Source organism: Terriglobus saanensis SP1PR4 (assembly GCF_000179915.2).
Classification (GTDB): Bacteria; Acidobacteriota; Terriglobia; order Terriglobales; family Acidobacteriaceae; genus Terriglobus; species Terriglobus saanensis.
The window spans coordinates 1613838-1636754 of the sequence record NC_014963.1; the positions used below are offsets into that span (position 1 = coordinate 1613838).

The following is a 22917-nucleotide window of genomic DNA, read 5'->3' on the forward strand; positions in this document are numbered from 1 at the left end:
CTGCTGCAAATGACGGAGGTCTGCCTCGAAATGACAAAGGGAAACGCTAAAACTGGTATTTGACCAGGCGCGCGAAGGACGTGGGATCGAGGCTGGCGCCCCCGATCAGGGCCCCATCGATGTTGGGCATACTGAGAAGAGCGCCGATGTTGTCCGGCTTGACCGATCCGCCGTAGAGGATGCGTGTGCTCTCTGCGATCTCTTCGCCCATGCGATTAGCGAGTTCTCTGCGAATGATGGAGTGCGCCGCTTCTGCCACTTCAGGAGACGCCGTGCTTCCGGTGCCGATGGCCCAGATGGGTTCATAGGCGATGACGAGGGACTGAGCCTTTTCCGGTGAAAGGTTTGCGAGCGCTCCACCCATCTGCGCCATCAGGGTGTCCGCCGTGTAACCGGCCTGGCGGTCTGCAAGCATCTCGCCGAAGCAGAGCATGGGGATGAGATCGTGCTGCACGGCGGCTTTGAGCTTCAGGTTCACATGCTCGTAGCTTTCATTGGCGTAGAGACGTCTTTCGGAGTGGCCGAGGAGCACGTGCGTCGCGCCGATAGAGGTGAGCATGGTGGGAGAGGTTTGTCCCGTATACGGGCCTTCGTTCAGCCAGTGCATGGTCTGGGCCCCGGCGTGCACGTTCGACCCTCGCACTGCATCGATCACATAGGCGAGCGATGTGGCGGTGGGGAAGATGATGATCTCGTCACGCTCATGGCCTTCGACCATGGGAAGAAACTCGTTCAGAAACCCCACGGAGTCCGTGGGGTTTTTGTACATCTTCCAGTTCCCGGCGATGATCTTCTTGCGCATGCTTCTCCTGCTCTTGGTTTTCGGAGCTTATGGGTTGGTAGCGGGCGTTGGCAAGCCCCAAGTAGAAGAAAAATTGACGACAGCGCTAACTCAGGACATTGGTCCTACTGCTGCTTCGGAGAGAGTGCGGCCACACCGGGCAGAGTTTTGCCTTCGAGAAATTCGAGGGAAGCGCCACCGCCGGTGGAGATGTGCGTGATGCGGTCGGTCACTTCAGCCGCGTGTACGGCGCTGACGGAGTCACCTCCGCCTACGATGGAGATAGCATCCGTGTTGTCTGCAACGGCGTGGGCGATGGCCATGGTTCCCTTGGCAAAGGCAGGCAGTTCAAAGACGCCCATGGGGCCATTCCATACGATGGTGCGCGCCTCGGCGATCTCTGCGTTGAAAAGCTCGATCGACTTGGGGCCGATGTCGAGCGCCATCCAGTCCTCAGGGAAGTTACTTGTACCTTCGAAGACCTGCGTCCTGGCGTCGGCGGCAAACTTGTCGGCAAGGATGTGATCGACCGGCAGAAGGAACTTCACGCCCTTTTCTTCAGCCTTCTTCAGCGCGGCCTTTGCGATGTCGATCTTGTCTGCTTCAAGGAGAGATTTTCCCGTCTTCTGGCCCTGTGCATTCAGGAAGGTGTACGCCATGCCTCCGCCGATGATGATGGCATCGACCTTGTTCAGAAGATTGTCGATGACACCGATCTTGTCGCTGACCTTCGCTCCGCCGATGATGGCGACGAAGGGCTTGTCGGGTGACTGCAGGGCCTTGCCGAGATAGTTGAGTTCCTTCTCCATGAGCAGGCCAGCAGCGGACTGTGCAACGAAGTGCGTGATGCCTTCCGTCGAAGCATGTGCGCGATGCGCTGCGCCAAAAGCGTCATTCACATAGATGTCGCAGAGGGCGGCAAGCTTTTTCGCGAAGCCGGGATCGTTCTTTTCTTCTTCGGGATGGAAGCGGAGGTTTTCGAGGAGGAGTACCTGCCCGCTCTCCAACTGGCGAACCAGCTCGGTGGCAATCTCACCGACACAATCTGGCGCAAAGCCGACATTGAAGGATTCGCCCATCTCGTGATCGATCAGGTTGCGGAGACGATCGACGACGGGGCGAAGGCTCATCTCTGCAACGGGTTTGCCCTTGGGGCGGCCAAGATGGGCGGCGAGGATGACCTTGGCGCGGCGACGGATGGCGTACTCGATCGTGGGAAGCGTTTCGCGGATGCGCGTATCGTCCAGGATCTCGGTGCCGTCTTTGGAGAGGGGCACGTTGAAGTCGACGCGAATAAGAACGCGCTTGTTGTTCAGATCGAGGTCACGAATCGAAAGCTTTGCCATTACCACTCCTGGGCGTTCGGAAATGCGTTAGGGAAGAATTGCTTCGGCTTCGATCTCGATGCGCCAGAGCGGATTAAGCAGTTCTTTTACGACCACCATCGTGGACGCCGGGCGAATTTCGCCAAAGACCTCGCCGTGAGTGCGGCCAATCTCTTCCCAGTCTTCGGTGTGGGTAAGGTACATGCGTGTGCGGACGACGTCGGCGAAGGTGGCGCCGGCCTGCGTGAGCGCAGCTTCGATGATCTTGAGCGTGGCGCGCGTCTGGTCGGCCGGGGAAGCTTCTTCAGCTCCCACCGGACCGGTTCCAGAGACGTGTACGACATTGCCGATTTTGACAGCGCGCGAAAAGCCGATGATTGGCTCGTATGGAGAGGTTCCGGCGATGTTTTTGCGCTCAGCCATTACAGACCCTTCTGCACCAGGAAGGTGATGAGGTCTTTGACGCGCGAGGAGTAGCCCCACTCGTTGTCGTACCAGCTGATGACCTTACCCATGTTGCCCTGGATCACCTTGGTCAGTTTGCTGTCGAAGATCGAGGAGCGAGGATCACCCTTGAAGTCGCTGGAGACGAGCTCCTCGTCCGTGTAACCAAGGATGCCCTTCAGCTTGCCTTCGCTTGCAGACTTCATTGCCGCGTTGATCGTCTCGGCGGTGATCGGTTTCTCGGCGACGAAGGTGAGATCGACGACGGAGACGTTCGGTGTCGGGACGCGGATGGCGAAGCCGTCCAGCTTGCCTTCGATCTCCGGGATGACGAGCTTCAGGGCCTTGGCTGCGCCGGTGCTGGTCGGGATCATGTTGATCGCGGCAGCGCGCGCGCGGCGGAGGTCCTTGTGCGGGAAATCCAGGATGACCTGATCGTTGGTGTAGCTGTGGATCGTGGTCATGATGCCGCTCTTGATGCCGAACTCATCCTGCAGAACGCGGACGACGGGAGCGAGGCAGTTCGTCGTGCAGCTCGCGTTCGAGATGACGTTGTGCTTCGCCGCGTCGTACTTGTCGTCGTTGACGCCGAGGACGATGGTCAGGTCCTCGTTGGTCGCTGGGGCGGAGATGATGACCTTCTTCACGGTCGTGCCGAGGTGGGCCTTGGCCTTCTCCGCATCGGTGAAGTGGCCGGTCGACTCGACGACGATCTGTGCGCCAACGCCTGCCCAGTCAAGCTTGGCGGGATCGCGCTCGGCAAAGACCTTGATGGTTTTGCCGTCCACGGTGATGGAATCGCTGCTGAAGGTGATCTCCTGCTTCAGGTTGCCGAGGATGGAGTCGTACTTGAGCAGATGGGCCAGCGTTGCGGGGCTGGTGAGGTCGTTGACCGCGACAAATTCGATTTCGGGATTGCCCAGGGCGGTACGGAAGACGTTGCGTCCGATGCGTCCAAAGCCGTTAATGCCTACCTTCACTGCCATTGCGCGATGCTCCTTTGGGGAATAACCCTGTTGGCGTAAGCGCGTAAGTCGCGCAGACGCATCCTACTTAGTGTAGCTGTCGCCACGCGCGGCCTCCAAACTTCAGGGGCATCCGTTGCACCAATTGGCGTGCACCCATCGCGTGTGGTACATCTCACGTAAGCGCGGTCATGACCGCCCGAAATTTGAAGCGCCAACAGAAAGAGCGCATACCTCTATGAGAAGACGTACCAGACGTGGACCGAACGATACCGAATCCACCGGTAAATCCGGGCAGGAGATTCCGCAAGGGCAGTTTGCGCCCCTCCGCCCGACGTACCCCGAATCCGCCCCCAGCCGCAGCATGCCGATTCCCCCCGTGCCGCCCGAGATGACTTTCAAGGCTGCCGAAGCCGGCGAACCGAAGATCATCGTAGAAACCCAACCCGAATCTCCTACCGTGCCAGCCGTTCCGGCCCGCGCCGTTACGCCTTCCGAGCCGAAGGGTTACGTTGTCCTGACGATCGGCCTTCCGGGTTCCGGCAAGACGACCTGGTACAAGCGCCGCGGCGTGCAGCCGCTCTCTTCCGACATGCTGCGGACGATCCTCTTCGACGACATTACGGACCAGCGCTACTCCGGCCTCGTCTTCTCTACGCTGCGTTCGCTTCTGCGCGCGCGTCTGATTGCGAAGATGCCGTGGAACTACGTAGACGCCACGAACCTCTCCGCACACGAGCGCCGTCAGTGGATCAAGATGGCCCAGAGCTTTGGCTACGAAGCGCAGGCGGTCTTCTTTGACGTCCCATTCGAGATCTGCATGGAGCGCAACAGCAAGCGCGACCGCGTCGTGACCGACGACGTGATGCACAAGATGGCCGAGCGCCTGAAGCCGCCAACGTTCCAGGAGGGCTTTGCGAAGATCACTGTCGTCCGCGTGAAGGGCGCTGGAGGCAGTACGCCAGCGATCGCCGACACGGCCTCGACCGACGAATCTTCCAGCTCCGAGGCTTAGAGAATGGCTGAACCGGGCAGCGTCCAACTCACGCGCGTGAGTCTGATGCTGCCCGATTCGCGTTTAATCCTCGATGACGTCTCGCTGGATTTAAAGCCCGGAACCACCACGGCCCTGCTTGGACGCTCGGGTTCGGGCAAGACGACGCTCCTACGCATGGTGAATGCGTTGGTGCGGCCAACCTCTGGAAGCGTGGTGGTAGATGGAACGAATGTCCTTGAGCTTTCCGTTGAGGACCTTCGCAAGCTCCGGCATCGTGTGGGCTACGTCATTCAGGAGACCGGGCTCTTTCCGCACATGACTATCGGCCGCAACGTAGCCCTTCCTTTGGAGCTTGCGGGGAAGTCCGCGGCGGAGCAGGAGCGGCGGTCGGCGGAGCTGCTGCAACTCGTCGGTCTCGACCCCGCCAGCTTCTCTCAGAGGCATCCGCATCAGCTCTCCGGTGGGCAACGGCAGCGGGCCGGGCTGGCGCGGGCACTGGCTTCGGAGCCGATGCTTTTGCTGCTCGATGAACCCTTTGGCGCGCTCGATCCGCTGACGCGCGCCGAGATGCAGACGCTTCTGCGCGACCTTCTGCGGCGCGTGAAGACAACGGCGCTTCTGGTGACGCACGATCTGAACGAAGCGCTGTTTCTCGCGGACAACATCGTCTTCATGGAGGCGGGTAAGGTGATTTCCCGGACGACGCCCGATCAGGTCCGTACCTCGCTGGATCCGGCGATCGCGGCGTACCGGAACGCTGCGGGAGGAAACCACGCATGATGGATTTTCTGCGACAGCACGGCTCCGAGATCGCGCGGTTGACGTTCGAACATCTTTGGCTGACAGCATGGGCGCTCGGCCTGGCGATTGCGATTGCCTTGCCGATGGGGATTCTGCTGACGCGGAAACCGATACTAGCGAAGCCCTTCCTGGGGATTGCGAATATCCTGCAGACGATCCCTTCGCTGGCGCTGTTTGGGCTTCTGCTGCCTCTGCCATGGCTGGGCGAAAGGGCGTCGCGGCTGGCGATTGTGGCCCTGACGGCCTATGCGCTGCTGCCCATCCTGCGGAATACTTATACCGCGATCCGGAATATTGATCCGGCCTTACGCGATGTATCCAATGCCTTAGGAATGAGTGAGATGCAGAAGCTTATGAAAGTGGAGCTGCCGCTTTCTGCGAGCATCATTCTGGCAGGCATTCGCACAGCGACGGTGACTTGTGTGGGCATTGCAACGATCGCTGCGGCCATCGGCGCGGGCGGTCTGGGCGAGCTGATCTTTCGTGGCGTGGCGTCGGTGGACAATCGTCTGGTGCTTGCCGGAGCCATTCCGGCGGCGCTGCTGGCCTTGGCGGCGGACGGGCTTTTGGGGCTTCTTGAATCCCGGTTGGCCAGGAACACAGGCCAGAATGTTGCCCGATGAAGCGCCTGCTGCTTCTCCTGCCTTTGCTGCTGACGGCCTGCGATCCTCCTCGTTCCTCCCGCCTCACAATCGCCTGTAAGAACTTCACGGAGCAGGTGCTGCTGGGGGAGCTTCTGGCGCAGGAGGTCGAGGCCGAGGGAGAGCCGGTGGACCGGCGCTTCTACCTGGCCGGATCGTATATCGCGCATCAGGCCCTGACGTCGGGCCGGATCGACGCGTACGTGGAGTATTCGGGGACATCGCTGACGGCGATTCTGAAGCAGCCGCTGGACCGAGACCCGGCGCGGACGCTTTCCACGATACGAAATATCTACGAACGGAAGTTCCACATCACGGTCGCGCCGTCTCTTGGATTCGAAGACACTTTCGCCATGATCGTGCGATCGGACGATCCGCGATTTTTCGCAGTGCGAAATCTTACCCAGCTTGCACCCATGGCGAACTCCCTGCGTCTTGGGACGGGGTACGAGTTCCAATCCCGTGCGGACGGTCTGCCTGCTTTGCAGGCGGTCTACCATCTCGACTTCAACGACCGGCCGCGCGTGATGGACCTGGGGCTGTTGTACCGGTCGATGGCGGCGAAGCAGGTGGATATCGTCTCCGGTAATTCGACGGACGGGGCAATTATTGCGATGCACCTTCGCGTGCTCCAGGACGATCTGCACGCCTTTCCGCCGTATGAAGCCGTGCCGCTGGTGCGCGACGATGCGTTGCGGGAGCATCCTGCGCTGGGGAGGGCTCTAAAAAGGCTTGCCGGACAGATTTCGGCAGACGAAATGCAATCACTGAATCACGAGGTGGATGGAAACCATCGCGATCCCGCCGAGGTGGTCCGCGACTTTCGACGCCAGAAACATCTTTAGCTCGCGCCCTTCGCATCCCATCTCCCGAGGAGAAGGTTCATGAGCGAGAAAGACTACAGCGGCAAAGAGGGCTTGAAGAAGATTGCGGAACTGGTGAAGGGAATCAAGTTCACCATGCTGACGACCGTCCTGGAGGACGGCACGCTGCACGCGCGTCCCATGGCGACGCAGGACCTTGAGGAAGACAGCTTTGATGGGAATATCTATTTCGTGGCGCGGGGCGATTCGCCCAAGGCCGAGGAGATCCGCGAGGACCAGAATGTGCTCCTGAGCTACTCCGACGCGGACGATGGCAAGTTCATCTCAGTTCAGGGCGTGGCGTCACTCTCGAAGGACAAGGCACTGATTCACAAGTACTGGAACGCTTCCTACAAAGCCTGGTTTCCCGAAGGCGAGAACGATCCAGCCGTCACGGTGATCAAAGTGAAGGTGACTGGAGCTCAGTACTGGGAAGCTAATTCCAGCAGGATTGTGCGTCTGGGACAGATCGCGATCGCCGCGATCACGGGTGGGAAGACGGATGTCGGCGATGCGGGAAAGATTGCTGTTTAGCGCTACGGTACAAAGCAGCGATACATTACGACGATTACGATAGCTCCCACCGCGGCGACGACAAGTCCCGCGGTGCGGCGTTTGTAGAGGAAGAAGATCAGGGCAAAGCCTGAGAGCGAAACCAGGACGAGCAGGACTGCGGAGACATCGATGACCCATCCCCAGGTCTTGCCCGTATCGCGGCCCTTGTGGAGATCGTTCATCACGGCGACGAAGCCGTTGCGGACTTCGACGAGTTCGTACTTGCCGGTGGCGCGCGTGATGCCCGCATCGGCAGAGTAGCCGGGGCCTTTGAAGGAGACGGTGATCTGGTTGTCTTCGGTGCGGAAGTCCGACATGGCTCCACGGACGTGATGCACGTTGCGGATCTGTTCCACGATCCGCAGTTCATCCGGTTTGGCCAGAAGCGCCAAAGGCATATTGCCCGTGCTGGTGACGGTCCGTTGTTGGCCATCGAACCATTCCGTGTGATTGAGGGTGAGGCCGGTGACGGAGAAGAAGAGCACGAGGGCGAACGAGACCATCGACAGGTAGATATGCAGCCAGCGAGAGACGACCGCCGTCTTGCGGCGCACGATCGCGCCCCGCGTAGGTGGGTTTCTCGGTCTGGCTGCAACCTTCGGTGGAGTCTCGGTCTCGGCCACGCTATTTCTTTCTGTAGGCGAGCGTGAGCGCGCCCATTTCGGTTCCGGCGGCCAGCGTTGCCTGCTGCGGCTTGGCGTTGAAATCCATCTCCTGCCGCTGGATCTCGTAGGTGCCGTGTTCGCGGGTGACTTCCACGCAGATGGTGTACTTGCCAGCCTGGACGAGCTTGCCGTCGTTGTCCTTGCCATCCCACTTGAGGGTGTAGGTTCCGGGAGCGCGTGTGGCGGAGCTGACGGTCTTGGAGAGATCGCTGCCTTCGGCCATGCTGCGCACCTGGTCGTCGCGATACCAGCTCTTCAGGTCCGGCAGCCAGCGCGGCTTTTGAAGCCAGAGGGCCAGGGTGCGGACAGGGAAGTGGTCCTTGTCTTCCACCCAGACGGCGACGTAGGGACGGCGGTAGCGCGGGCTGTCGATGCGTGCAAGCTCGAGCTGGATCATCAGTTCAAAGCTCTGGTTCCATGCTGCACTGGATGGGGCTGCAGACTTGCCGTGCGCGGCAACGTAGGCGACTTCCAGAACGGAGTTCGTCTGATACTCCGACCAGTTCCTGCTGGCGATGCGGGTTCCGTCACGCGTGACGAGGAGATAGGCGACGCCGGGCGTCTTTGCTGCGAGTGCGGCGGACTCCTCCGGCTGCAGGACACTGAAGGCGGTCGCGAGGGCTCCGGCGGTTTCGGCGTCGTGGGCGATGACGGTCGACGAGAGGATATGTCCGGCGGGCTGGGCGGTGCGGGGATCGACGATGTGCGAGAACTGCGGCACGAATTGGGGCGCACCGAGGTTGGAAGTGAGGTCGAAGCCGCGACGATAGGATCCGCTGGTGGCGACGGCCCGGTCGGTGACGATCACCTGATCCATGGCGGCTTCGGTCTCGGCGTGGGCTGCGGGATTTGCGATGTCCACGATCTGCGTCATGTCTCCGCGCGCCACGATGTCGCCGCCGATGTTCAGCATGACGCCCCTGGCTCCCGAGGCCAGGGCTGCATCGGCTGCATCGCTGGCGATGAGGCTCTTGGCAAAGGATGCGAGCGCGAGCGGAGCATCGCTGAGGCGGGTGGCGGTTCCGTTTGTGCGATCCAGAGTCCAGTGCGGCTGCTGCATGGCGACGACGGCGCGGCGGATTTCTGTGTCTGTGGGCGTGCGGCCTTCCGCGGTGGCCTCTTTCCAGACGCGCGCGGCGGTTTCTGCGGAGGCGTCCAGAGCGCCGTTGGTGCGATCACGCCATGTGTCGAAGGCGACGAGGACACGCATCAGTTCGGGCGAAACTTTTTCGGTGGTGCCACGAGTTGCCGCCCAGCGGCTGAGTTCACTTTGCGGGTTCCACGCGCTCAGGACGCTGGTTCGCGAGTCCAGGACCGCGAGCAGGGCTGTCTCTGCACGCTGCGCGGAGACCTTGTCAGAGGCGCGGAGTGTGACTTCCATGGAAGTGCCGAGGACGTTCTCGTGATGGAAGGTCCAGGCGTGGGTGGTGGCTTGCTCGGCGGCAGGTTGGGGTGTCGGGGCGGAGAGTGCGACGGGCGCAGATGCTGCCGTCAGGGAAGCGGAGACGGAGGCGATCGAGCGAATGATTTTGCGTGAGATTCGAGCCATTTCTACTGCTTCTCCTGTGCGTTGGGGCGGGGTGCGCGGGGCTGCGAGTTATCCGCATTGGCGAAGAAGACCAGAATCTCGTCCATGGTCAGAAAACCGTCGCCGTTGGTGTCGTACTTCTCAAACTGCGCCTGCATGCGGTCGGGGGCTTCGGCCTTCGAGATCTTACCGTCCTTATTGGTGTCCCACTCTTCCAGCAGATGGAGGGCGCGGGCCTTCGGGTCGACCTTGGGGCGCATTTCATTTGGGGAGATGGTGCCGTCATTGTTTACGTCAAGGGTTTTCAACGAGACGGACGCCTGCTTGATCTCTTCGGCGGAGAGAGTGCCGTCGTGGTCGAGATCGATTGCGTTCACGAGGAGATCCCCGCGCAGAGCCGGGTTCTGCCCGGGTGCCATCGGCCTGCCCGTCGGTGCGGTTTGAGACGAGGCCATGGCCCGGATCTCGGTCGCAGTGAGACGGCCATTGTGGTCGGTGTCCGCGCGATCCATCAGGCGCTGCATGCGTTCGGGGAGTTCATCCCTGGTTAGTTCGCCGTCGCCGTTCTTGTCGAAGGCCATCAGGCGCTGTACCTGCTCGTCCGGCGTCGCACCACCCACGGGTTCCTTGGGCGAATACTCCTCTGCGGAGAAAATACCGTCGTGATTGGCGTCCAGAGTCAGTAAGGCGGTGGGAGCGGCCAGGATCTCAGATTCGGAGAGGGAGCCGTCGTGATTGGTATCTAAAGCCAGCAAAACGGGCCTTGGAGGCTGGGTCTGCTGCTGAGCGAGCGCGGCACTCCCAAGGAGGACTGGAAGAAGAACAAGGGACCTCATGTTTTGCATAACTATCCGTAATCGAGAGTGGGACGGTGTGTCCTCCCTCTTTATAGGACAAATTTGGTCCTATATCAAGTCCGGGACTTATGAGGGAGGCATACCTTCGATGACGGTGACCCCGGCGGGTGCAACAAACTCGAAGTCGGCATCGTTCAGAGGAACGTTTTCCTGAAGATTGGTGAAGGAAAATTCCGTGATGGAGCCGTCCGCGTCTTCGATCTTCAGGCCGGTTAGGATGCCGGTGGGGGTGTTGCAGGCGAGGGTCATCGCGTTGATGCGCTGCTCCATGCCTTTAGGTACTCCCTTGATCTTCGCCGAGTTCTGCGAGCTCTCAATTGTCAGGTTCGTGAGTTCCTTTTCGATCTTGAGACGTCCGAGGAGGAAGCGCAGGGGGGAGCGGAGATCGTCAAGCTGCTTGGCCGCCACGCGCTGCGCCTGGGGATCGCCGGGGGTGTAGAACCAGGCGTATTTGCTATTCAGAATGAAGACCTTACCGGCAGGCGAGGCGTAGTTCCAGCGCATGCGTCCGGGTTTCTTCAGGAGCAGGGTCCCGGTTTCTACGCGCGTCTGCCCCATACCGGAGTAGCGCTCTGTGTAGTCGAGCTTAAGAGAAGTCAGATGGTTGTAGTGCGCGTCGACCCGGCCTGCAATCTCATGCAGGTCGGGCGACTGGGCGCAAAGAAGAGGAGAGATCGCCAAAAAAGCGCAAAAGAGCCATAGACTTCGCACTTTTTCTTTCATGATCGGACCTTCTTACTGGATCGACTGCGTGCAGGCTGTCCCGCCCTTGGGGTCGGACTTGATCTGGCCGCCATCGTCGGAGCAGAAACCACGGTCGCCGGATTTGCCTACGGCTTCAGGGACGGCGGTGATCTGGTAGGAGGTGAACTGGTCCGTATTGTTGACCGTGACCTTGGTGCAGTTGGTGAGAGCGAAGACGTATCCGGCCTTGTGGCCGCTGGCGAGATCGGAGGGGATGAGGCCGGCAGCGGTCGGTCCGGGGGTGGCAGTCTGTTCGCCGCCAAGAGAGGAGAGTGAGCAGGCAAAGCCGTTCTGCGGGTACATGGAGGAGTACTGGAGTTGAGCTCCCACGATGGCCTTGATGGACTGGATGGCAGAGGTTTCGTTGCCCTGGCGGCGGATACGCGTGATGTTCGGGATGGCGAACGTCGCGATGATGATGATGATGGACATGACGATGAGCAGCTCGATAAGGGTAAAGCCGCGCTCGTTCTTTTGCTGTTGGTTCAGGGTCGTCATGTGCCGTGGTCCTCTTCCAGTGAGACGTTTCGTGATTGTGGTTCGACAACAAGAACTTTAGCAGGGCAGAGGATTTGATGCGACAGGGCGACCTCGACTGTTTCAGCGATTTCCTGTGGGATGCGTGACCAATAGAAGTTGATGCCTGGTTGGGGAGAGCCTTGTCGGGACAGAAACCGCGCGATAGGCTTGAAAAATGTTACAAGGCAAATCCCATGCATAAGGATTCTCCCGATCTGGGAAGCATAGAGGAAGATGCCCTTAAAGCTTTTAAGAGTGTGCGTGCACGCTTATTCGGGATCGCCTATCGCATGCTGGGAAGTGCGGCGGACGCAGAGGACCTTGTGCAGGATGTCTGGCTGCGGTGGCAGACGACGGACCGCAGCGTTGTTCTGGATGCAGGGGCATTCTTAGCGACGATCACGGTTCGTCTGGCGATCAACGAAGCCCAGTCCGCACGTTCACGCCATGAAACCTATGTGGGCTCGTGGCTTCCCGAACCTGTCGATACCAGCGAAGACCCTTATCTTGGAGCTGAACGGGGCGAGGCGCTGGAGTTTGCGGTTTTGTTATTGCTTGAAAAGCTCTCGGCGACGGAGCGGGCAGCCTATGTGCTTCGTGAAGCGTTCGACTATCCATACCAGCAGATCGCGGAGATTCTGCAGATCACTGAAGCGAATCTCCGCCAGCACGTGAGTCGTGCGCGTAAGCACATTGCGGATGGACGGCGCGCTTCCGTCGACCTCACCGAGCAACGACGTCTTCTCGGGGCTTTTATTGCAGCCGCTCAAAAAGGAGACCTCGCCGCTTTAGAAGAATTATTTGCTGCGGATATTGTCTCCAACGCGGATGGGGGTGGGATCGTACGCGCGGCACGCGCGCCTGTCGAAGGCCGCGAGCGTGTGGCGAAGTTTATTACGGCGGTTGCGCCGCATTTCTGGAAGGGCGTGGAGGTTGAGTTCATCGAGGCAAACGGCCAGCCGGCTGCTCTGATTGTGCGTGATGGCAGTGCTGTGGCTCTGGCTATGATCGACGCAACGGCGGAGGGTATTGCGCAGATCCTATGGGTGATGAGACCGAGCAAGTTGATGGGTGTTTCTCGCCTGTTGCAAGGGCCTCGCGCATTACTGTGAAAGAAGTTGGAGCATGGGTTTTGTTCCAATTGACGTGGAATATTCCTGAAGATTATTCTGCAGGCGGGCGTGCAGGACGCCTCCCGTCCGCGGACAGGACTGAGTCCACCTGAAGGAATGACCTGATTGGTTTTACGAATCTCCTTTTCGCCCGGCGCAAGCGGACCACGGGCTTGATCGCAAAGGAGGTTTGTTCTGTCTCATCGCCATCTTCCCGTTCGCCCCAACCTCGACCAACTAAAGCAGCAGGCAAAGGATCTGCTTCGTCAGATTCGAAGCCAGGACCCTGCAGCTCTTGAGGATTTCAAACAACATTATTCGGGCAAGGTCTCTCCTTCCGATGCCCGGCTCTCCGATGCGCAGTTGATTCTGGCGCGCAGTTATGATGCGCCGAGCTGGCCGCGCCTGGTCCTTGCCTGCAAGTTGATAGATGGCATTTGGCTAGACGATCTCGAACTTGTTCGGAAGATCCTTCTGAAGCATCCACGGTTACTGCATGAAGAGGCGCTGGTTCGAAAGAATAGTAACTGGGGACCTCCCATGAGCTATGCTGCGAATCTTGGGCGCGACCGGATCATTGAGATGTTGAACGCAATGGGCGCGCGCGATCATGAAGGAGCGCTTGAGCGAGCGACGCTTCAATCTCAGATTGGTACGGCTCGTAAGCTGCACGCGATGATGCATTCTCCACGGTTGAGGCCTGACGTTTTGGATGGCCCGGCCTATACGTTGAGCGTGTCCGGAACCGCGCTGCTCTTCGAGCTTGGCGCACGGGTGGAGGACGATCAAGGTAAATCGCTTGCTCCGGTCGCTACGGTTTTGGAGACGGATAGCCGCAAACCAGAGGCCAAGCACCGGATACTGGAGATGTATGTTCAACACGGATTGAAGTTGCCGGATACGCCGACGATGGCGCTGCATCGCGGGCGGATTGATTTACTCGAAGAGCATCTGCGGCGCGATCCACAGATGTTGCGGCGCACGTTTCGCTTTGAGGAGATCTATCCGCCGGAGTTGGGCTGTCATGACGAGGTGCTGGCAACGCATGGGACACCGTTGGCCGGAGCGACGCTGCTGCATATGTGTGTCGATTACGACGAGATGGAGATCGCCCGCTGGCTGCTGGATCGTGGGATGCCAGTGGATGTGAAAGCCAGTGTGGATGCGGATGGGTTTGGCGGACATACTGCTCTGTTCGCTACGGTGGTCTCGCAGCCGAACTTATGGATGAACCGGAGTGGACGGCCAGCGACGGCACCGGTCACCCAATTGTTGTTGGATCATGGTGCGGATGCGAACGTGCGCGCGTCGTTGCGGAAGCAGTTACATCCCGGCTACGGGGAGGAGATCCTGCGGGAGTTTCGCGATGTAACCCCGCTCTCGTATGGGGAGAGCTTTCAACGGAAAGAGTTTGTGAATGAAGCTGCTTTGCGTCTGATTGTCGAGCATGGAGGGCATGCGTAAGAGCTGCGGCTATTCGAAGTCTGCGTGTCCCACGGCGACTCTGCGGTCGAAGACGTAGCAGGTGCCTTCCCATTTGCTGTCCTGCATGGGAACGTCCTCAAGATATTTCAGTATGCCGCCCTTGAGGTGATGTACTTCGCTGAAGCCTTCCTGCAGCATGAAGGCCGAGGCTTTTTCGCAACGGATGCCGCCTGTGCAGAACATGGCGACCTTCGGGTGGGCGGCCGGATCCAGATTCTCGCGTACGTAGGTGACGAAGTCGGAGAAGGTGTTGATCCCTGGATTGACTGCTCCGCTGAAGGTACCGATCTCTGTTTCGTAGTGATTGCGCGTGTCGAGCAGGAGGACTTCGGGATCTGCGATGAGAGCGTTCCAGTCTTCGGGCTGGACGTAGTTTCCGGCCTGCGTGGCGTCCACCTTCGCTTTGCGAAAGGCGATGATCTCCTGCTTGACCTTGAAGAGCAGACGGCCGAAAGGGAGTTCTTCTGACTTTGAAAACTTTACTTCGGCACGATCCAAACCGATTTTTACGTCGAGAAAATTCAGGAAACGGTCAATCGTTTCAGGCAAACCTGCCATGGTGCCGTTGACACCTTCGGTGGCAATGAGTGTGGTGCCGCGAAGATCTGTGCTTGCGAATTCGGCGAGCAGCTCCTCGCGCAGCGTTGCGGGATCGGGCAGAGTGATGAATCGATAAAAGGCTGCAACCGTGTAAGACATGACTCTTTCATCATAGATGGGCAAGGGTGCAGGCCAGCGGCCACTCAGTAAATTGGCTCTTTTCCTTAGGGAATGGTCTACAATTCCAGCCCAACGACAAGAAACGTCCGTGTCGGGCCCTCTTTTCCGGTTTGCAGCGCAACGATGACGCGGAGGTACACCTTTGTATCGACAAGTTGGCGGATCGGCGATTTTCTTTGTGCTGCTAAGCGCCTTGATTTCCAACGTTGGGGGCGTTGGTCATGGCGTAGAGAAATCAAAGTTGCCGGTAGGCTCTGAGCAATCTGCGAGTTCTACCAGCGCCATACCGGTGGACGCTCTCGAGGCGGATACCCACCGGTGTTCGGCGGCCGAGGTGTTACGCCGACACCTCGGCAGAGCCGAAAAGATGGTCACCGTAGCTCCGGAAAAAGACAACGGAATCGTCTGCAGCGATTTCGCTTTTCAGGATCTGGGCGCTGTGAAGGCCGATGCGAACGAGCATCAGAATGCGATTCCACAGAACCTGAAGACGACCGGTTTGGACCTTACCTGTTCTCCTAACGCCGACAAAGAGAACAAAGGGCATCGGTGCAGGGTGCTGATCGCGACGCTACCCGATCCACTGCAGTCGGCCAACCTGCTTGAGTTCGATCGCGATCTCGAAGCGTTGCAGGAGGCGGTGTCGACCGCTGGTTACGACTTTGAGTCGATGTATACCCCGTGGAACCTGGCGGATTTAGAAGAGCCCAAGGACCCGAAGGGCAGTCGCGAGGCCATGCATTACCGGAGGCTCTTCGGCGATGAACCGGGCGCGATGCTCTTTCATGGACGACCGGCTCCGGACGGTGCGCAAAATTCTCCGGTTCCCCGCATGGGCAGCGAACTGCTGATGTTGCTGCTTGTTCCGGAGTCTCCTACGTATGGCTTGAATATGCATGCGGCGGTGGAAGCTCTCTCGGCAATCGATCAACTGAAGTCCAGCTTCAACTTTTCGACTGACTTCTCACCGTCTACGAAGGATGGCATCTTCTGGATCGGACCCAACTACTCGGCGTCTGCCGCAGGTCTTTATCATCTCGCGAAGGTGAAAGATGCGCAGCCGTTCTATGCCATCAGCGGATCGATTACTTCCGAACGGGCGATCTCTCTTCTTAAAGCGGTCCGCACTCTCAAGGCGGACAAATCGTCTTCTACCAATTCGACGGAGGATGTTACGACTGCCCCCTCCGACAGGGCGTCGCTTGAATATCTCCTGGAATCCGGACTGATCGGAGAAGGGAAAAGAGCGCCCGTTGCGGTACTGCAGGAGAACGAGTCAGCCTATGGCTCCGAGGATATTCACCTGAAGCCTTCGCACGAAGGACCGGAAATACGCACCTTCCGGTATCCGCGCGGAATTTCGCATGTGCGGGGTCTCTTCGGAAAACAGCTGACGAACTTCAAGCCTCAGAATGCCGAAGCGCCCACGGCGCAGGACTCCAAGTCTCTTTTCGACTTTACCGATGCTTTGCAGCAACCGCTCGATAGTCCCCCGGAGTTTGCGGCCCAATCTCCCTATTCGAATGAAGGCGTACTCGCCGCGATTGCCACGAGCGTAGAGCACATCGGCGCGAAGGCGATCGTCATTCTGGCAACAGACCCACTCGATCAGCTTTTCCTGGCGCGTTACTTTCATCAGAAAGTACCCAATGCGCGTGTGGTGTTATTGAGTGCCGAGCGTCTGCTTCCTGAGCTTCGGGGCCAGTACGATTTGGATGGCACACTGTCCGTCAGCCGATTCCCTTTGTTTGATGATGCGTTTCTCTATGCTCCCACGGTGGGGCAGTCACGCCACTCTCTCAGCTTCATGAACAGTACGCAGGAGGGGATCTTTCTGGCGGCGCTGCAGCAGATTGCGCCGTTGCAGGTCTTTGAAGATGAAAAGAGCCACGCGCTGGAGAAGTTGTCTCTCTGGATCGGTGTCTCTTCTCATGGAAGTTACTGGCCCGTTCATCGCGCTCCCCCCGCTGCTCTCCCAGGCGAGCATTCTTTGAGGAATAGTTATGCCATCACCAATATTCCCGAGGATCCGTTGCCGAAGCTATGGTTGATCGCAACCTCGATCGCGTTGGTGTGTGCTGCAGTCCATGTCTTTCTCTTCCTGGTCGGCGGCCCGTTTCACGCGAGGTGGAGGGCGAGTGACCGCGGCTGGATCAAGGGATTTTCAAGGCACCGCGTTCTTACGTTCTATCTTGCGGACAATGTCGATGCCAGCGATCCCTCGCAATGGCGTCGCGAGTTGGGCCGACAGTACTGGCTTCTCTCCGCCAGCACGCAAATCGTGCTGGTGCTGGCGTGGCTTGTGCTCCCTGCGATTGTTTTTGTATCCAGCCACGACAAGGATCCGAGCATTCCGCACAAACTGGAGACCTTCCTCCGTGCAACGGATTTCGGGGTTTCTCCATTCGGTATCGTCGCGCTGGTTATTTTGCTTGCGGCCTGTGTGCCTTGTTTATGGCTTACTTTCAGTTTTTATCTTCGCCGCTTTGGCGGTACGTTCGACATGCCTTTCTGGAGGTTCGTCTGGCTACCATTGCTCTCCCTCCTGTGGCTGGTGTTCAATCTGGTTGTTCTTTTCCATGAGCTAGCGGACGGAACTGTGGGATCACTGTTTGCACTCCGCTGTGTCCATCTTGCTTCCGGAGCGTCCCCGTTGTTGCCCTTGCTGCTGGCTTCTGCAGGCCTGCTCACGGCGGCTGCGGTCAATCTGAATGCGTTGACCCTGGCGCGGGACCGGGACCCTCAGGTGCCTTTGCTTCCACCGGGCCTGGGGGTAGACGCCGGAACCATGGATCTCTGCAGGAAACGTCTCACTGATCGCATCGAGTGTTGGGGATTTTTGCCTCCGCCCGAGGGTCTCGTGCTCCTGCTCGGTGTGCTGCTGGCATGTGCTGTGCTTCATCCCTTCCTTCTCTTCTCCTCGATCGACGGCCAGTGGATGACGATGCTCTATGGCTACACGTTCATCACGGCCCTCTGGACGATCGCGTGGCTCTGGGTTCGGTTCATCGCGATCTGGAAGCTGCTGCGCTTCCTGCTGGAGCTGCTGGAAGGCTCTCCTATGCGCTTCGCCTTTTCACGTTTGCCGAAGGTATTTTCTTTGGCCCCGATCTGGTCCTACGCAGGGCTGCGCCGCACCCTCATTCTTCCCATGCGATGGTTTGAATACCGCAAGGTCGCTCCCCGAGTTGTTACTCCGGAGCGGGCCGTGGACCAAATTGCGGGGGAGGCAAAGTTCATCGATAGGATTGTTTCTGGCCTCGGCAGCGATGAGATGCTGCTTGATCGGGTGTATGTCGAGTTCAGCGAAGACCAGAACCGATATGCCACATTGCTGTTGAGGCACCCAGTCCTGAAAGCTACATGGCAGCGTGGCGGTCCGGATATCGATACCGACCGTGCGAGCGAGGGAAGCAGCGATCCCGGTAAAGCAACGAAACAGCTCTCTTCCGTTTGTCGTGATGATCTTCCCGTCCCTTGCGGAACTTCGTTCCCAAGCCCCTGCGAGGTGGCCGTCGCCAACGAGTACATTGCGATGCGTTTCGGGGCCTATGTGCGTTATGTGACGTTGCAGTTGAAGAACCTGATGACGTTTATGTCGATGGGACTTTTCCTTCTTTTAGTAGCGGCCGTGAGCTACCCCTTCCAGGAGCCGCAGAATATTGCCTGGTCGCTGATCGTCATCGTTGCCATCCTGCTGTTCGGCATAGGGACCGTACTTCTCCAGATGGACCGCGACTCGATCCTGAGCCGCATGAGCGAGACTCCGCCGGGAGAGGTAAAGCGCGGAGCGTTTTTACTGCATATGCTCAGTGTCGGCGGCCTCCCTGTTTTGACCGCGTTGTCTGCGGTCTTTCCAAGTATGGGGAATGTGCTCTTTTCCTGGATCCAGCCGATGCTGACAGCCCTCCATTAATTCAAAGAATGTGTGTTTCTCCTGTGGACATTGCAATGGAGCGGTGCTAGCTTCTTTGGTGTGTCCAAAGGAGTGGACACAAGGGGAGGGTTCCATGTTGACCTTTTTGCGGGTTCAGGCTGCGAAGCTGCGAGGATTCTTTGTCCGGAAGAGAGCCGACGATGAGTTCCATGAGGAACTGGCGAACCACCTCGAACTGCTCACGGAGCGCATGATCCGTTCCGGCGTTCCTGCTGGTGAGGCTGCGCGGGCGGCACGTCGCCAGCTTGGGAATGCGACCCTCTTGCAGCAACAGCAGAGGGACGGGCGAACGCTTCTCTTTCTGGAGAACTTTTTGCGCGATCTGAGGTTCAGTACGCGACAGCTTGCGCGCCATCCAGTTTTCACGCTCACTGTTCTCTTCACGCTCGCGCTGTCGATCGGGGCGAATACCGCAATCTTTTCACTGGTGAATGCTCTTATTTTGAAAGACCTTCCCTATGCGCAGCCCGAACGCATGGGAACGATCTATGCCCGGTATACCGGCCCCGAGGCTTCCAATGGAAACGCCAATCTGGATGGTGAGCGATGGGAGTTGTTGCGGGACAACGTGCCGTCGCTGACTTCGGCGGTCTATAGCGGATTGAATTCCGGCGTTAATTTTCGAAGTGGGTCGCGGGTGCAGTATCTGCATGCCGGTCGTATCTCAGCGCACTATTTCGATGTGCTCGGAGTTCATCCTTTTCTCGGGCGCGCTTTTTCCGAAGACGAGGACCGTCCGCACGGGGCTAAGACTGTCGTTCTGAGCTATGACTTCTGGCGCACGACGTTTGTCGGAGATCCGAAGATCGTGGGGCAGGCTGCGCTGCTGAAGGGAGAGGCCTACACGGTCATTGGGGTCTTACCTGAGGGCGCGACTACCCCGTTGAATGCGGACGTCTATACGGCGCTTCAGCCCAGCCGTTCGGGCGAAGGGCAGGGAAGCAACTTTTCGGTGATCACTCGGCTGCGTGAGGGCGCGACGTGGGAACAGGCGGATGCGGAGATCAACCGCGCGTGGGCAGCACGTATCCAGAGATTTGCAAAGAGCAATCCCGGAGCGCAGGTGAGCTACTATTGCGTGCCTCTACAGAAAGGAGAGACGGGACAGTTGCGACCGCAGGTGCTGACGTTGATGCTGGCGGCGGGATTCATCCTGTTGATTGCGTGCGCGAATCTTGCGGGACTGACGCTCGTTCACATGCTGCGACGCACGGGGGAGATTGCGACGCGGTTGGCGCTGGGAGCGTCGCGGTGGCAGGTCTATCGGCAGATATGGATTGAAAACCTGTTGCTGGCGCTTTTAGGTGGAGTGGCTGGTATCGGCGTGGGATTGATTGCACTGCGCGGTTTGTTGCTTCTTCTGCCACAGCATTTCCTACCGGTCGCAAGTGTGCCGCTCGACGCCCGCGTGCTGGCATTTACTTTCTGCCTCTCTCTGCTGACGAGTGTTCTCTTTGGCATGCTGCCTGCGCTCACCTCGCGCAAAGTGGACCTGCGCACCTCGATCGCGAGCCATGCCGCGGTGGGTGGGAGCAGCCTGCGGCTTCGGCAAGGGCTGATCGCGGGCGAGGTTGCGTTGACGGTTGTGCTTCTCGCTTCGGCGGGTCTGCTGATTCGTACTCTCATCCATCTGGAGACCCTGCCCACGGGGTTCGATGCGACGGGCGTGATGACGGCGAAGGCTTCGCTGGATGATGCGACCTATCGCGATCCAGCGGCTTTCCGGAAGCTTCTCGACCAGAGCATTGCCTCCATGCGGCAGATCCCCGGTGTGCAGAACGCCGCTGTGGGACTCACCTTGCCTTACGAGAGAACGCTGAATGATGCGGTTACGCTAAGTGACGGCAAAGAGGCAGGAACGCAAGTCCAAACGGATGAGTTGTATGTCACTCCGGGTTACTTCGATACGCTGAAGATTCCAGTGTTGAAGGGACGGGCCTTCAGCGATGCGGATGGGCCGGATGTTCAACAGGTTGTTATCGTCAACCAGAGCTTTGCGCAGAAGTTTTTCCATGGTGCGGATGCCGTGGGGCGATATCTGGATAAGAACCGACGGATCGTTGGTGTGGTTGCGGACATGGCGCTCTCTTCGGGATTAAGTATCAGCGAGCCGCTTACCAGCGAAGAGACGATCTACCTTCCTGCAGCGCAAGTGAGTAAGGGATTGCTTGGAGTCCACGTATGGTTTCAGCCAAGCTGGATCGTTCGCACGGCTGCACCTGTTGAAGGCTTGACCGCCCAGATGCAGCGTGCCCTGGCGAGTGCGGATCCTAATCTGCCGTTTTCCGGCTTCTACCGCATGGAAGAGCTTCGCGCCAAGACTCTGGCGATGCAGAGGGTCGAGGTTGCTCTGCTGGGGACGCTGGCAACGCTGGCCCTGCTACTGAGCGCTGTGGGGATCTTCGCTCTTGTGGCTAACACGATTGCGCAACGAACGCGCGAGCTTGGAATTCGCATGGCCCTTGGATCTACGGTGGAGCAGGCGATGCTGCATGTTGGGCGCTCCGGCATGCTGGCGTCCACCGTAGGGCTGGGCGTGGGGCTGGTCCTTTGCGCGGGCGCGCTGCGTGCGATGGACAGTGTGCTCTATGGCGTGGGTGTGTATGACGCACCCACGCTTGTTGGCGCGCTTTTAACGCTTTTTGTGGTGGCGGCGTTGGCGACAGCGTTGCCCACGCTGCGCATTTTGCGCATCGATCCGGCACAGACGTTGCGGCAGGAGTAGATGGGCGGTACAGGTTCCGATTAAACGGTCCGCAGGAATGCGAGCAGCTTTTGGAAGTAGACCTCCTGGTCATCCCACATGCAGAGATGACTTCCGTTGGGACAGTAGGCGTAGGTTCCGTGCTGCACCAGCGTCGCCATCTTCTCCATGTCCTTTGGATCCATCTCGTCGTACTTTGAGCCGATCATGAGTGTCTTCGTTTGAATTTCGTGGAGCCGTCCCCATACGTCCCAGTCTTTGAGATTCCCGGTCGCCACGAACTCGTTCTTGCCTTGCATCTGCGTGTAGATGGTCTGGTTTGTATGCTCAAAAGAACGCACCAAACCGTTTGGCCATGGCCTCGACCTACAGATCATCTGGGAGTACAGATCCTCCAAAACGATTTTTTCGTATTCGGGTGAGTCATAGTCCCGGATGGCTTCCAGTGCGTCCAGCTTCTCAAGCGCGACTGGCGACAATTTCGCCTTCCAAGTCGTGGCGTGTCGTAAGAACGCATCTGAACTCGCCGACCTATTCGACACGACCAAACCTCGCAGGTTCTGGGGATACTTCAGCGCATATTCCAGAGCAAGCGCTCCACCGAAAGAGTGTCCGTACAGAACGAAGTGGTCAAGTCCCAACCCCTGACGGACTTCTTCTACCTCGTGCACATAGCGCCCAAGCGTCCAGAGCCACGTATCTTCCGGATGGTCTGAATGATTGCAACCGAGTTGATCGTAGTAGTACATCTCGATCCCGGCTTCAGGCAGAAACGACTCCATTGCTTCGAGATACTCATGGCTGAATCCGGGCCCGCCGTGCAGTAGAAGGACCTTGATCGGACCGCTCCCGACCTTCTTCGTCCAAACCTTATACTTACCGCCCATCACGGGCACCATACGCACGCCACCAGTGCGAATTCCGGGGGGATTTAGGCCGTCGGGTTCCTGAACGGTGACCTCCGCGGCTGACACGGTGCTGGCAGTTGCGCCTGCTGTATTGATCATCCAGGATGCAGCGCTGGCTGCTAGAAACTTCCTTCGATTCATGTAGTTCTCCAAAACGGCCTTCGTGGAGAAAACACGGGAACCTCGGGTCTATTCCATTTCGCTAAGCTTTGGCATTTCACAGCACCTTGTCCTCCCGCAGCGCAGCGAAGATCTGGCTTTTCAGAAGCGACCACTTTCCTGACAGATCCGGTTGGTGCGCTCCGCGCGACCCCACCCTTTCGCGATGAAGCTGCGAAAGAATGGGGCACGGGCCGGTGGCCACCT

At 58.8% G+C, this 22917-nt stretch carries 20 protein-coding genes; 9 read left to right on the plus strand and 11 right to left on the minus strand.

Translation table 11 applies throughout. The features are described from left to right. Positions 1-46: 46 nt before the first annotated feature. From tpiA to gap, 4 genes are all read right to left on the minus strand, one after another. Complete coding sequence (gene tpiA / locus ACIPR4_RS06745) at positions 47-802, minus strand: triose-phosphate isomerase (RefSeq protein ID WP_013567905.1); 756 nt, start codon at positions 800-802, stop codon at positions 47-49. Positions 803-906: 104 nt separating this feature from the next. Continuing rightward, entirely contained in the window at positions 907-2127 is a 1221-nt protein-coding gene (locus ACIPR4_RS06750) for a phosphoglycerate kinase (RefSeq protein ID WP_013567906.1), read from the minus strand. 27 nt (positions 2128-2154) lie between these two features. Then, positions 2155-2529: a RidA family protein gene (locus ACIPR4_RS06755; RefSeq protein WP_013567907.1), complete on the minus strand. Its 375-nt coding sequence runs from the start codon at positions 2527-2529 to the stop codon at positions 2155-2157. Continuing rightward, the gene (gene gap, locus ACIPR4_RS06760; RefSeq protein WP_013567908.1) at positions 2529-3536 is read right to left on the minus strand and encodes a type I glyceraldehyde-3-phosphate dehydrogenase; all 1008 of its coding nucleotides are present in this window, start codon (positions 3534-3536) and stop codon (positions 2529-2531) included. The genes ACIPR4_RS06755 and gap overlap by 1 nt, the downstream gene beginning before the upstream one ends. A gap of 217 nt (positions 3537-3753) precedes the next feature. On the opposite strand from gap, the gene ACIPR4_RS06765 reads away from it, so the two are divergent. The 5 genes from ACIPR4_RS06765 to ACIPR4_RS06785 are packed head-to-tail and all read left to right on the plus strand — an operon-like array spanning position 3754 to position 7351. After that, the gene (locus ACIPR4_RS06765; protein WP_013567909.1) at positions 3754-4530 is read left to right on the plus strand and encodes an ATP-binding protein; all 777 of its coding nucleotides are present in this window, start codon (positions 3754-3756) and stop codon (positions 4528-4530) included. 3 nt (positions 4531-4533) lie between these two features. Further along, entirely contained in the window at positions 4534-5292 is a 759-nt protein-coding gene (locus ACIPR4_RS06770) for an ATP-binding cassette domain-containing protein (RefSeq protein WP_013567910.1), read from the plus strand. Beyond that, complete coding sequence (locus ACIPR4_RS06775) at positions 5289-5936, plus strand: ABC transporter permease (RefSeq protein WP_013567911.1); 648 nt, start codon at positions 5289-5291, stop codon at positions 5934-5936. The genes ACIPR4_RS06770 and ACIPR4_RS06775 overlap by 4 nt, the downstream gene beginning before the upstream one ends. Further along, positions 5933-6799, plus strand: coding sequence for a glycine betaine ABC transporter substrate-binding protein (locus ACIPR4_RS06780; RefSeq protein ID WP_013567912.1), 867 nt, complete (start codon positions 5933-5935; stop codon positions 6797-6799). The genes ACIPR4_RS06775 and ACIPR4_RS06780 overlap by 4 nt, the downstream gene beginning before the upstream one ends. A 39-nt stretch (positions 6800-6838) precedes the next feature. Then, on the plus strand, positions 6839-7351 hold the full coding sequence (locus ACIPR4_RS06785; protein WP_013567913.1) for a pyridoxamine 5'-phosphate oxidase family protein: 513 nt from the start codon (positions 6839-6841) through the stop codon (positions 7349-7351). Between the two features lie 2 nt (positions 7352-7353). On the opposite strand, the gene ACIPR4_RS06790 is transcribed toward ACIPR4_RS06785, so the two are convergent. The 5 genes from ACIPR4_RS06790 to ACIPR4_RS06810 all read right to left on the minus strand — a co-directional run bounded on the left by ACIPR4_RS06790 (position 7354) and on the right by ACIPR4_RS06810 (position 11664). Continuing rightward, positions 7354-7995 (minus strand): PepSY-associated TM helix domain-containing protein, encoded by a 642-nt coding sequence (locus ACIPR4_RS06790; protein WP_222829264.1) that lies wholly within the window; start codon positions 7993-7995, stop codon positions 7354-7356. A 1-nt stretch (position 7996) separates the two neighbouring features. Then, complete coding sequence (locus ACIPR4_RS06795; protein WP_013567915.1) at positions 7997-9586, minus strand: DUF2271 domain-containing protein; 1590 nt, start codon at positions 9584-9586, stop codon at positions 7997-7999. 2 nt (positions 9587-9588) lie between these two features. After that, on the minus strand, positions 9589-10410 hold the full coding sequence (locus ACIPR4_RS06800; protein ID WP_013567916.1) for an EF-hand domain-containing protein: 822 nt from the start codon (positions 10408-10410) through the stop codon (positions 9589-9591). Between the two features lie 78 nt (positions 10411-10488). Beyond that, on the minus strand, positions 10489-11145 hold the full coding sequence (locus ACIPR4_RS06805; protein ID WP_013567917.1) for a LolA family protein: 657 nt from the start codon (positions 11143-11145) through the stop codon (positions 10489-10491). A 12-nt stretch (positions 11146-11157) separates the two neighbouring features. Continuing rightward, entirely contained in the window at positions 11158-11664 is a 507-nt protein-coding gene (locus ACIPR4_RS06810) for a type IV pilin protein (protein WP_013567918.1), read from the minus strand. Positions 11665-11879: 215 nt separating this feature from the next. Here ACIPR4_RS06810 and ACIPR4_RS06815 point away from each other — a divergent pair, with 215 nt between their 5' ends. After that, on the plus strand, positions 11880-12797 hold the full coding sequence (locus ACIPR4_RS06815) for an RNA polymerase sigma-70 factor (protein WP_013567919.1): 918 nt from the start codon (positions 11880-11882) through the stop codon (positions 12795-12797). 540 nt (positions 12798-13337) lie between these two features. After that, on the plus strand, positions 13338-14261 hold the full coding sequence (locus ACIPR4_RS06820; RefSeq protein WP_245536476.1) for an ankyrin repeat domain-containing protein: 924 nt from the start codon (positions 13338-13340) through the stop codon (positions 14259-14261). A 9-nt stretch (positions 14262-14270) separates the two neighbouring features. Here ACIPR4_RS06820 and trhO read toward each other — a convergent pair whose 3' ends face one another. Beyond that, complete coding sequence (gene trhO / locus ACIPR4_RS06825; RefSeq protein WP_013567921.1) at positions 14271-14981, minus strand: oxygen-dependent tRNA uridine(34) hydroxylase TrhO; 711 nt, start codon at positions 14979-14981, stop codon at positions 14271-14273. A gap of 163 nt (positions 14982-15144) precedes the next feature. On the opposite strand from trhO, the gene ACIPR4_RS06830 reads away from it, so the two are divergent. Together ACIPR4_RS06830 and ACIPR4_RS06835 are read left to right on the plus strand one after the other, a co-directional pair. Then, the gene (locus tag ACIPR4_RS06830) at positions 15145-18918 is read left to right on the plus strand and encodes a hypothetical protein (protein ID WP_013567922.1); all 3774 of its coding nucleotides are present in this window, start codon (positions 15145-15147) and stop codon (positions 18916-18918) included. Between the two features lie 94 nt (positions 18919-19012). Next, positions 19013-21664: an ABC transporter permease gene (locus ACIPR4_RS06835; protein WP_013567923.1), complete on the plus strand. Its 2652-nt coding sequence runs from the start codon at positions 19013-19015 to the stop codon at positions 21662-21664. A gap of 20 nt (positions 21665-21684) precedes the next feature. Here ACIPR4_RS06835 and ACIPR4_RS06840 read toward each other — a convergent pair whose 3' ends face one another. After that, positions 21685-22692 (minus strand): proline iminopeptidase-family hydrolase, encoded by a 1008-nt coding sequence (locus ACIPR4_RS06840; RefSeq protein WP_013567924.1) that lies wholly within the window; start codon positions 22690-22692, stop codon positions 21685-21687. Positions 22693-22917: the final 225 nt, after the last annotated feature.

Bases quoted from the DNA above. Each gene is read 5' to 3' on its own strand.
- ACIPR4_RS06755 (WP_013567907.1), bottom strand. From the start codon at position 2,529: ATGGCTGAGCGCAAAAACATCGCCGGAACCTCTCCATACGAGCCAATC.
- ACIPR4_RS06770 (WP_013567910.1), top strand. From the start codon at position 4,534: ATGGCTGAACCGGGCAGCGTCCAACTCACGCGCGTGAGTCTGATGCTG.
- ACIPR4_RS06750 (WP_013567906.1), bottom strand. From the start codon at position 2,127: ATGGCAAAGCTTTCGATTCGTGACCTCGATCTGAACAACAAGCGCGTT.
- ACIPR4_RS06800 (WP_013567916.1), bottom strand. From the start codon at position 10,410: ATGCAAAACATGAGGTCCCTTGTTCTTCTTCCAGTCCTCCTTGGGAGT.
- tpiA (WP_013567905.1), bottom strand. From the start codon at position 802: ATGCGCAAGAAGATCATCGCCGGGAACTGGAAGATGTACAAAAACCCC.
- ACIPR4_RS06765 (WP_013567909.1), top strand. From the start codon at position 3,754: ATGAGAAGACGTACCAGACGTGGACCGAACGATACCGAATCCACCGGT.
- ACIPR4_RS06840 (WP_013567924.1), bottom strand. From the start codon at position 22,692: ATGAATCGAAGGAAGTTTCTAGCAGCCAGCGCTGCATCCTGGATGATC.
- ACIPR4_RS06775 (WP_013567911.1), top strand. From the start codon at position 5,289: ATGATGGATTTTCTGCGACAGCACGGCTCCGAGATCGCGCGGTTGACG.
- ACIPR4_RS06835 (WP_013567923.1), top strand. From the start codon at position 19,013: ATGTTGACCTTTTTGCGGGTTCAGGCTGCGAAGCTGCGAGGATTCTTT.
- ACIPR4_RS06820 (WP_245536476.1), top strand. From the start codon at position 13,338: ATGAGCTATGCTGCGAATCTTGGGCGCGACCGGATCATTGAGATGTTG.
- ACIPR4_RS06780 (WP_013567912.1), top strand. From the start codon at position 5,933: ATGAAGCGCCTGCTGCTTCTCCTGCCTTTGCTGCTGACGGCCTGCGAT.
- gap (WP_013567908.1), bottom strand. From the start codon at position 3,536: ATGGCAGTGAAGGTAGGCATTAACGGCTTTGGACGCATCGGACGCAAC.
- ACIPR4_RS06785 (WP_013567913.1), top strand. From the start codon at position 6,839: ATGAGCGAGAAAGACTACAGCGGCAAAGAGGGCTTGAAGAAGATTGCG.
- ACIPR4_RS06815 (WP_013567919.1), top strand. From the start codon at position 11,880: ATGCATAAGGATTCTCCCGATCTGGGAAGCATAGAGGAAGATGCCCTT.
- ACIPR4_RS06795 (WP_013567915.1), bottom strand. From the start codon at position 9,586: ATGGCTCGAATCTCACGCAAAATCATTCGCTCGATCGCCTCCGTCTCC.
- ACIPR4_RS06810 (WP_013567918.1), bottom strand. From the start codon at position 11,664: ATGACGACCCTGAACCAACAGCAAAAGAACGAGCGCGGCTTTACCCTT.
- trhO (WP_013567921.1), bottom strand. From the start codon at position 14,981: ATGTCTTACACGGTTGCAGCCTTTTATCGATTCATCACTCTGCCCGAT.
- ACIPR4_RS06805 (WP_013567917.1), bottom strand. From the start codon at position 11,145: ATGAAAGAAAAAGTGCGAAGTCTATGGCTCTTTTGCGCTTTTTTGGCG.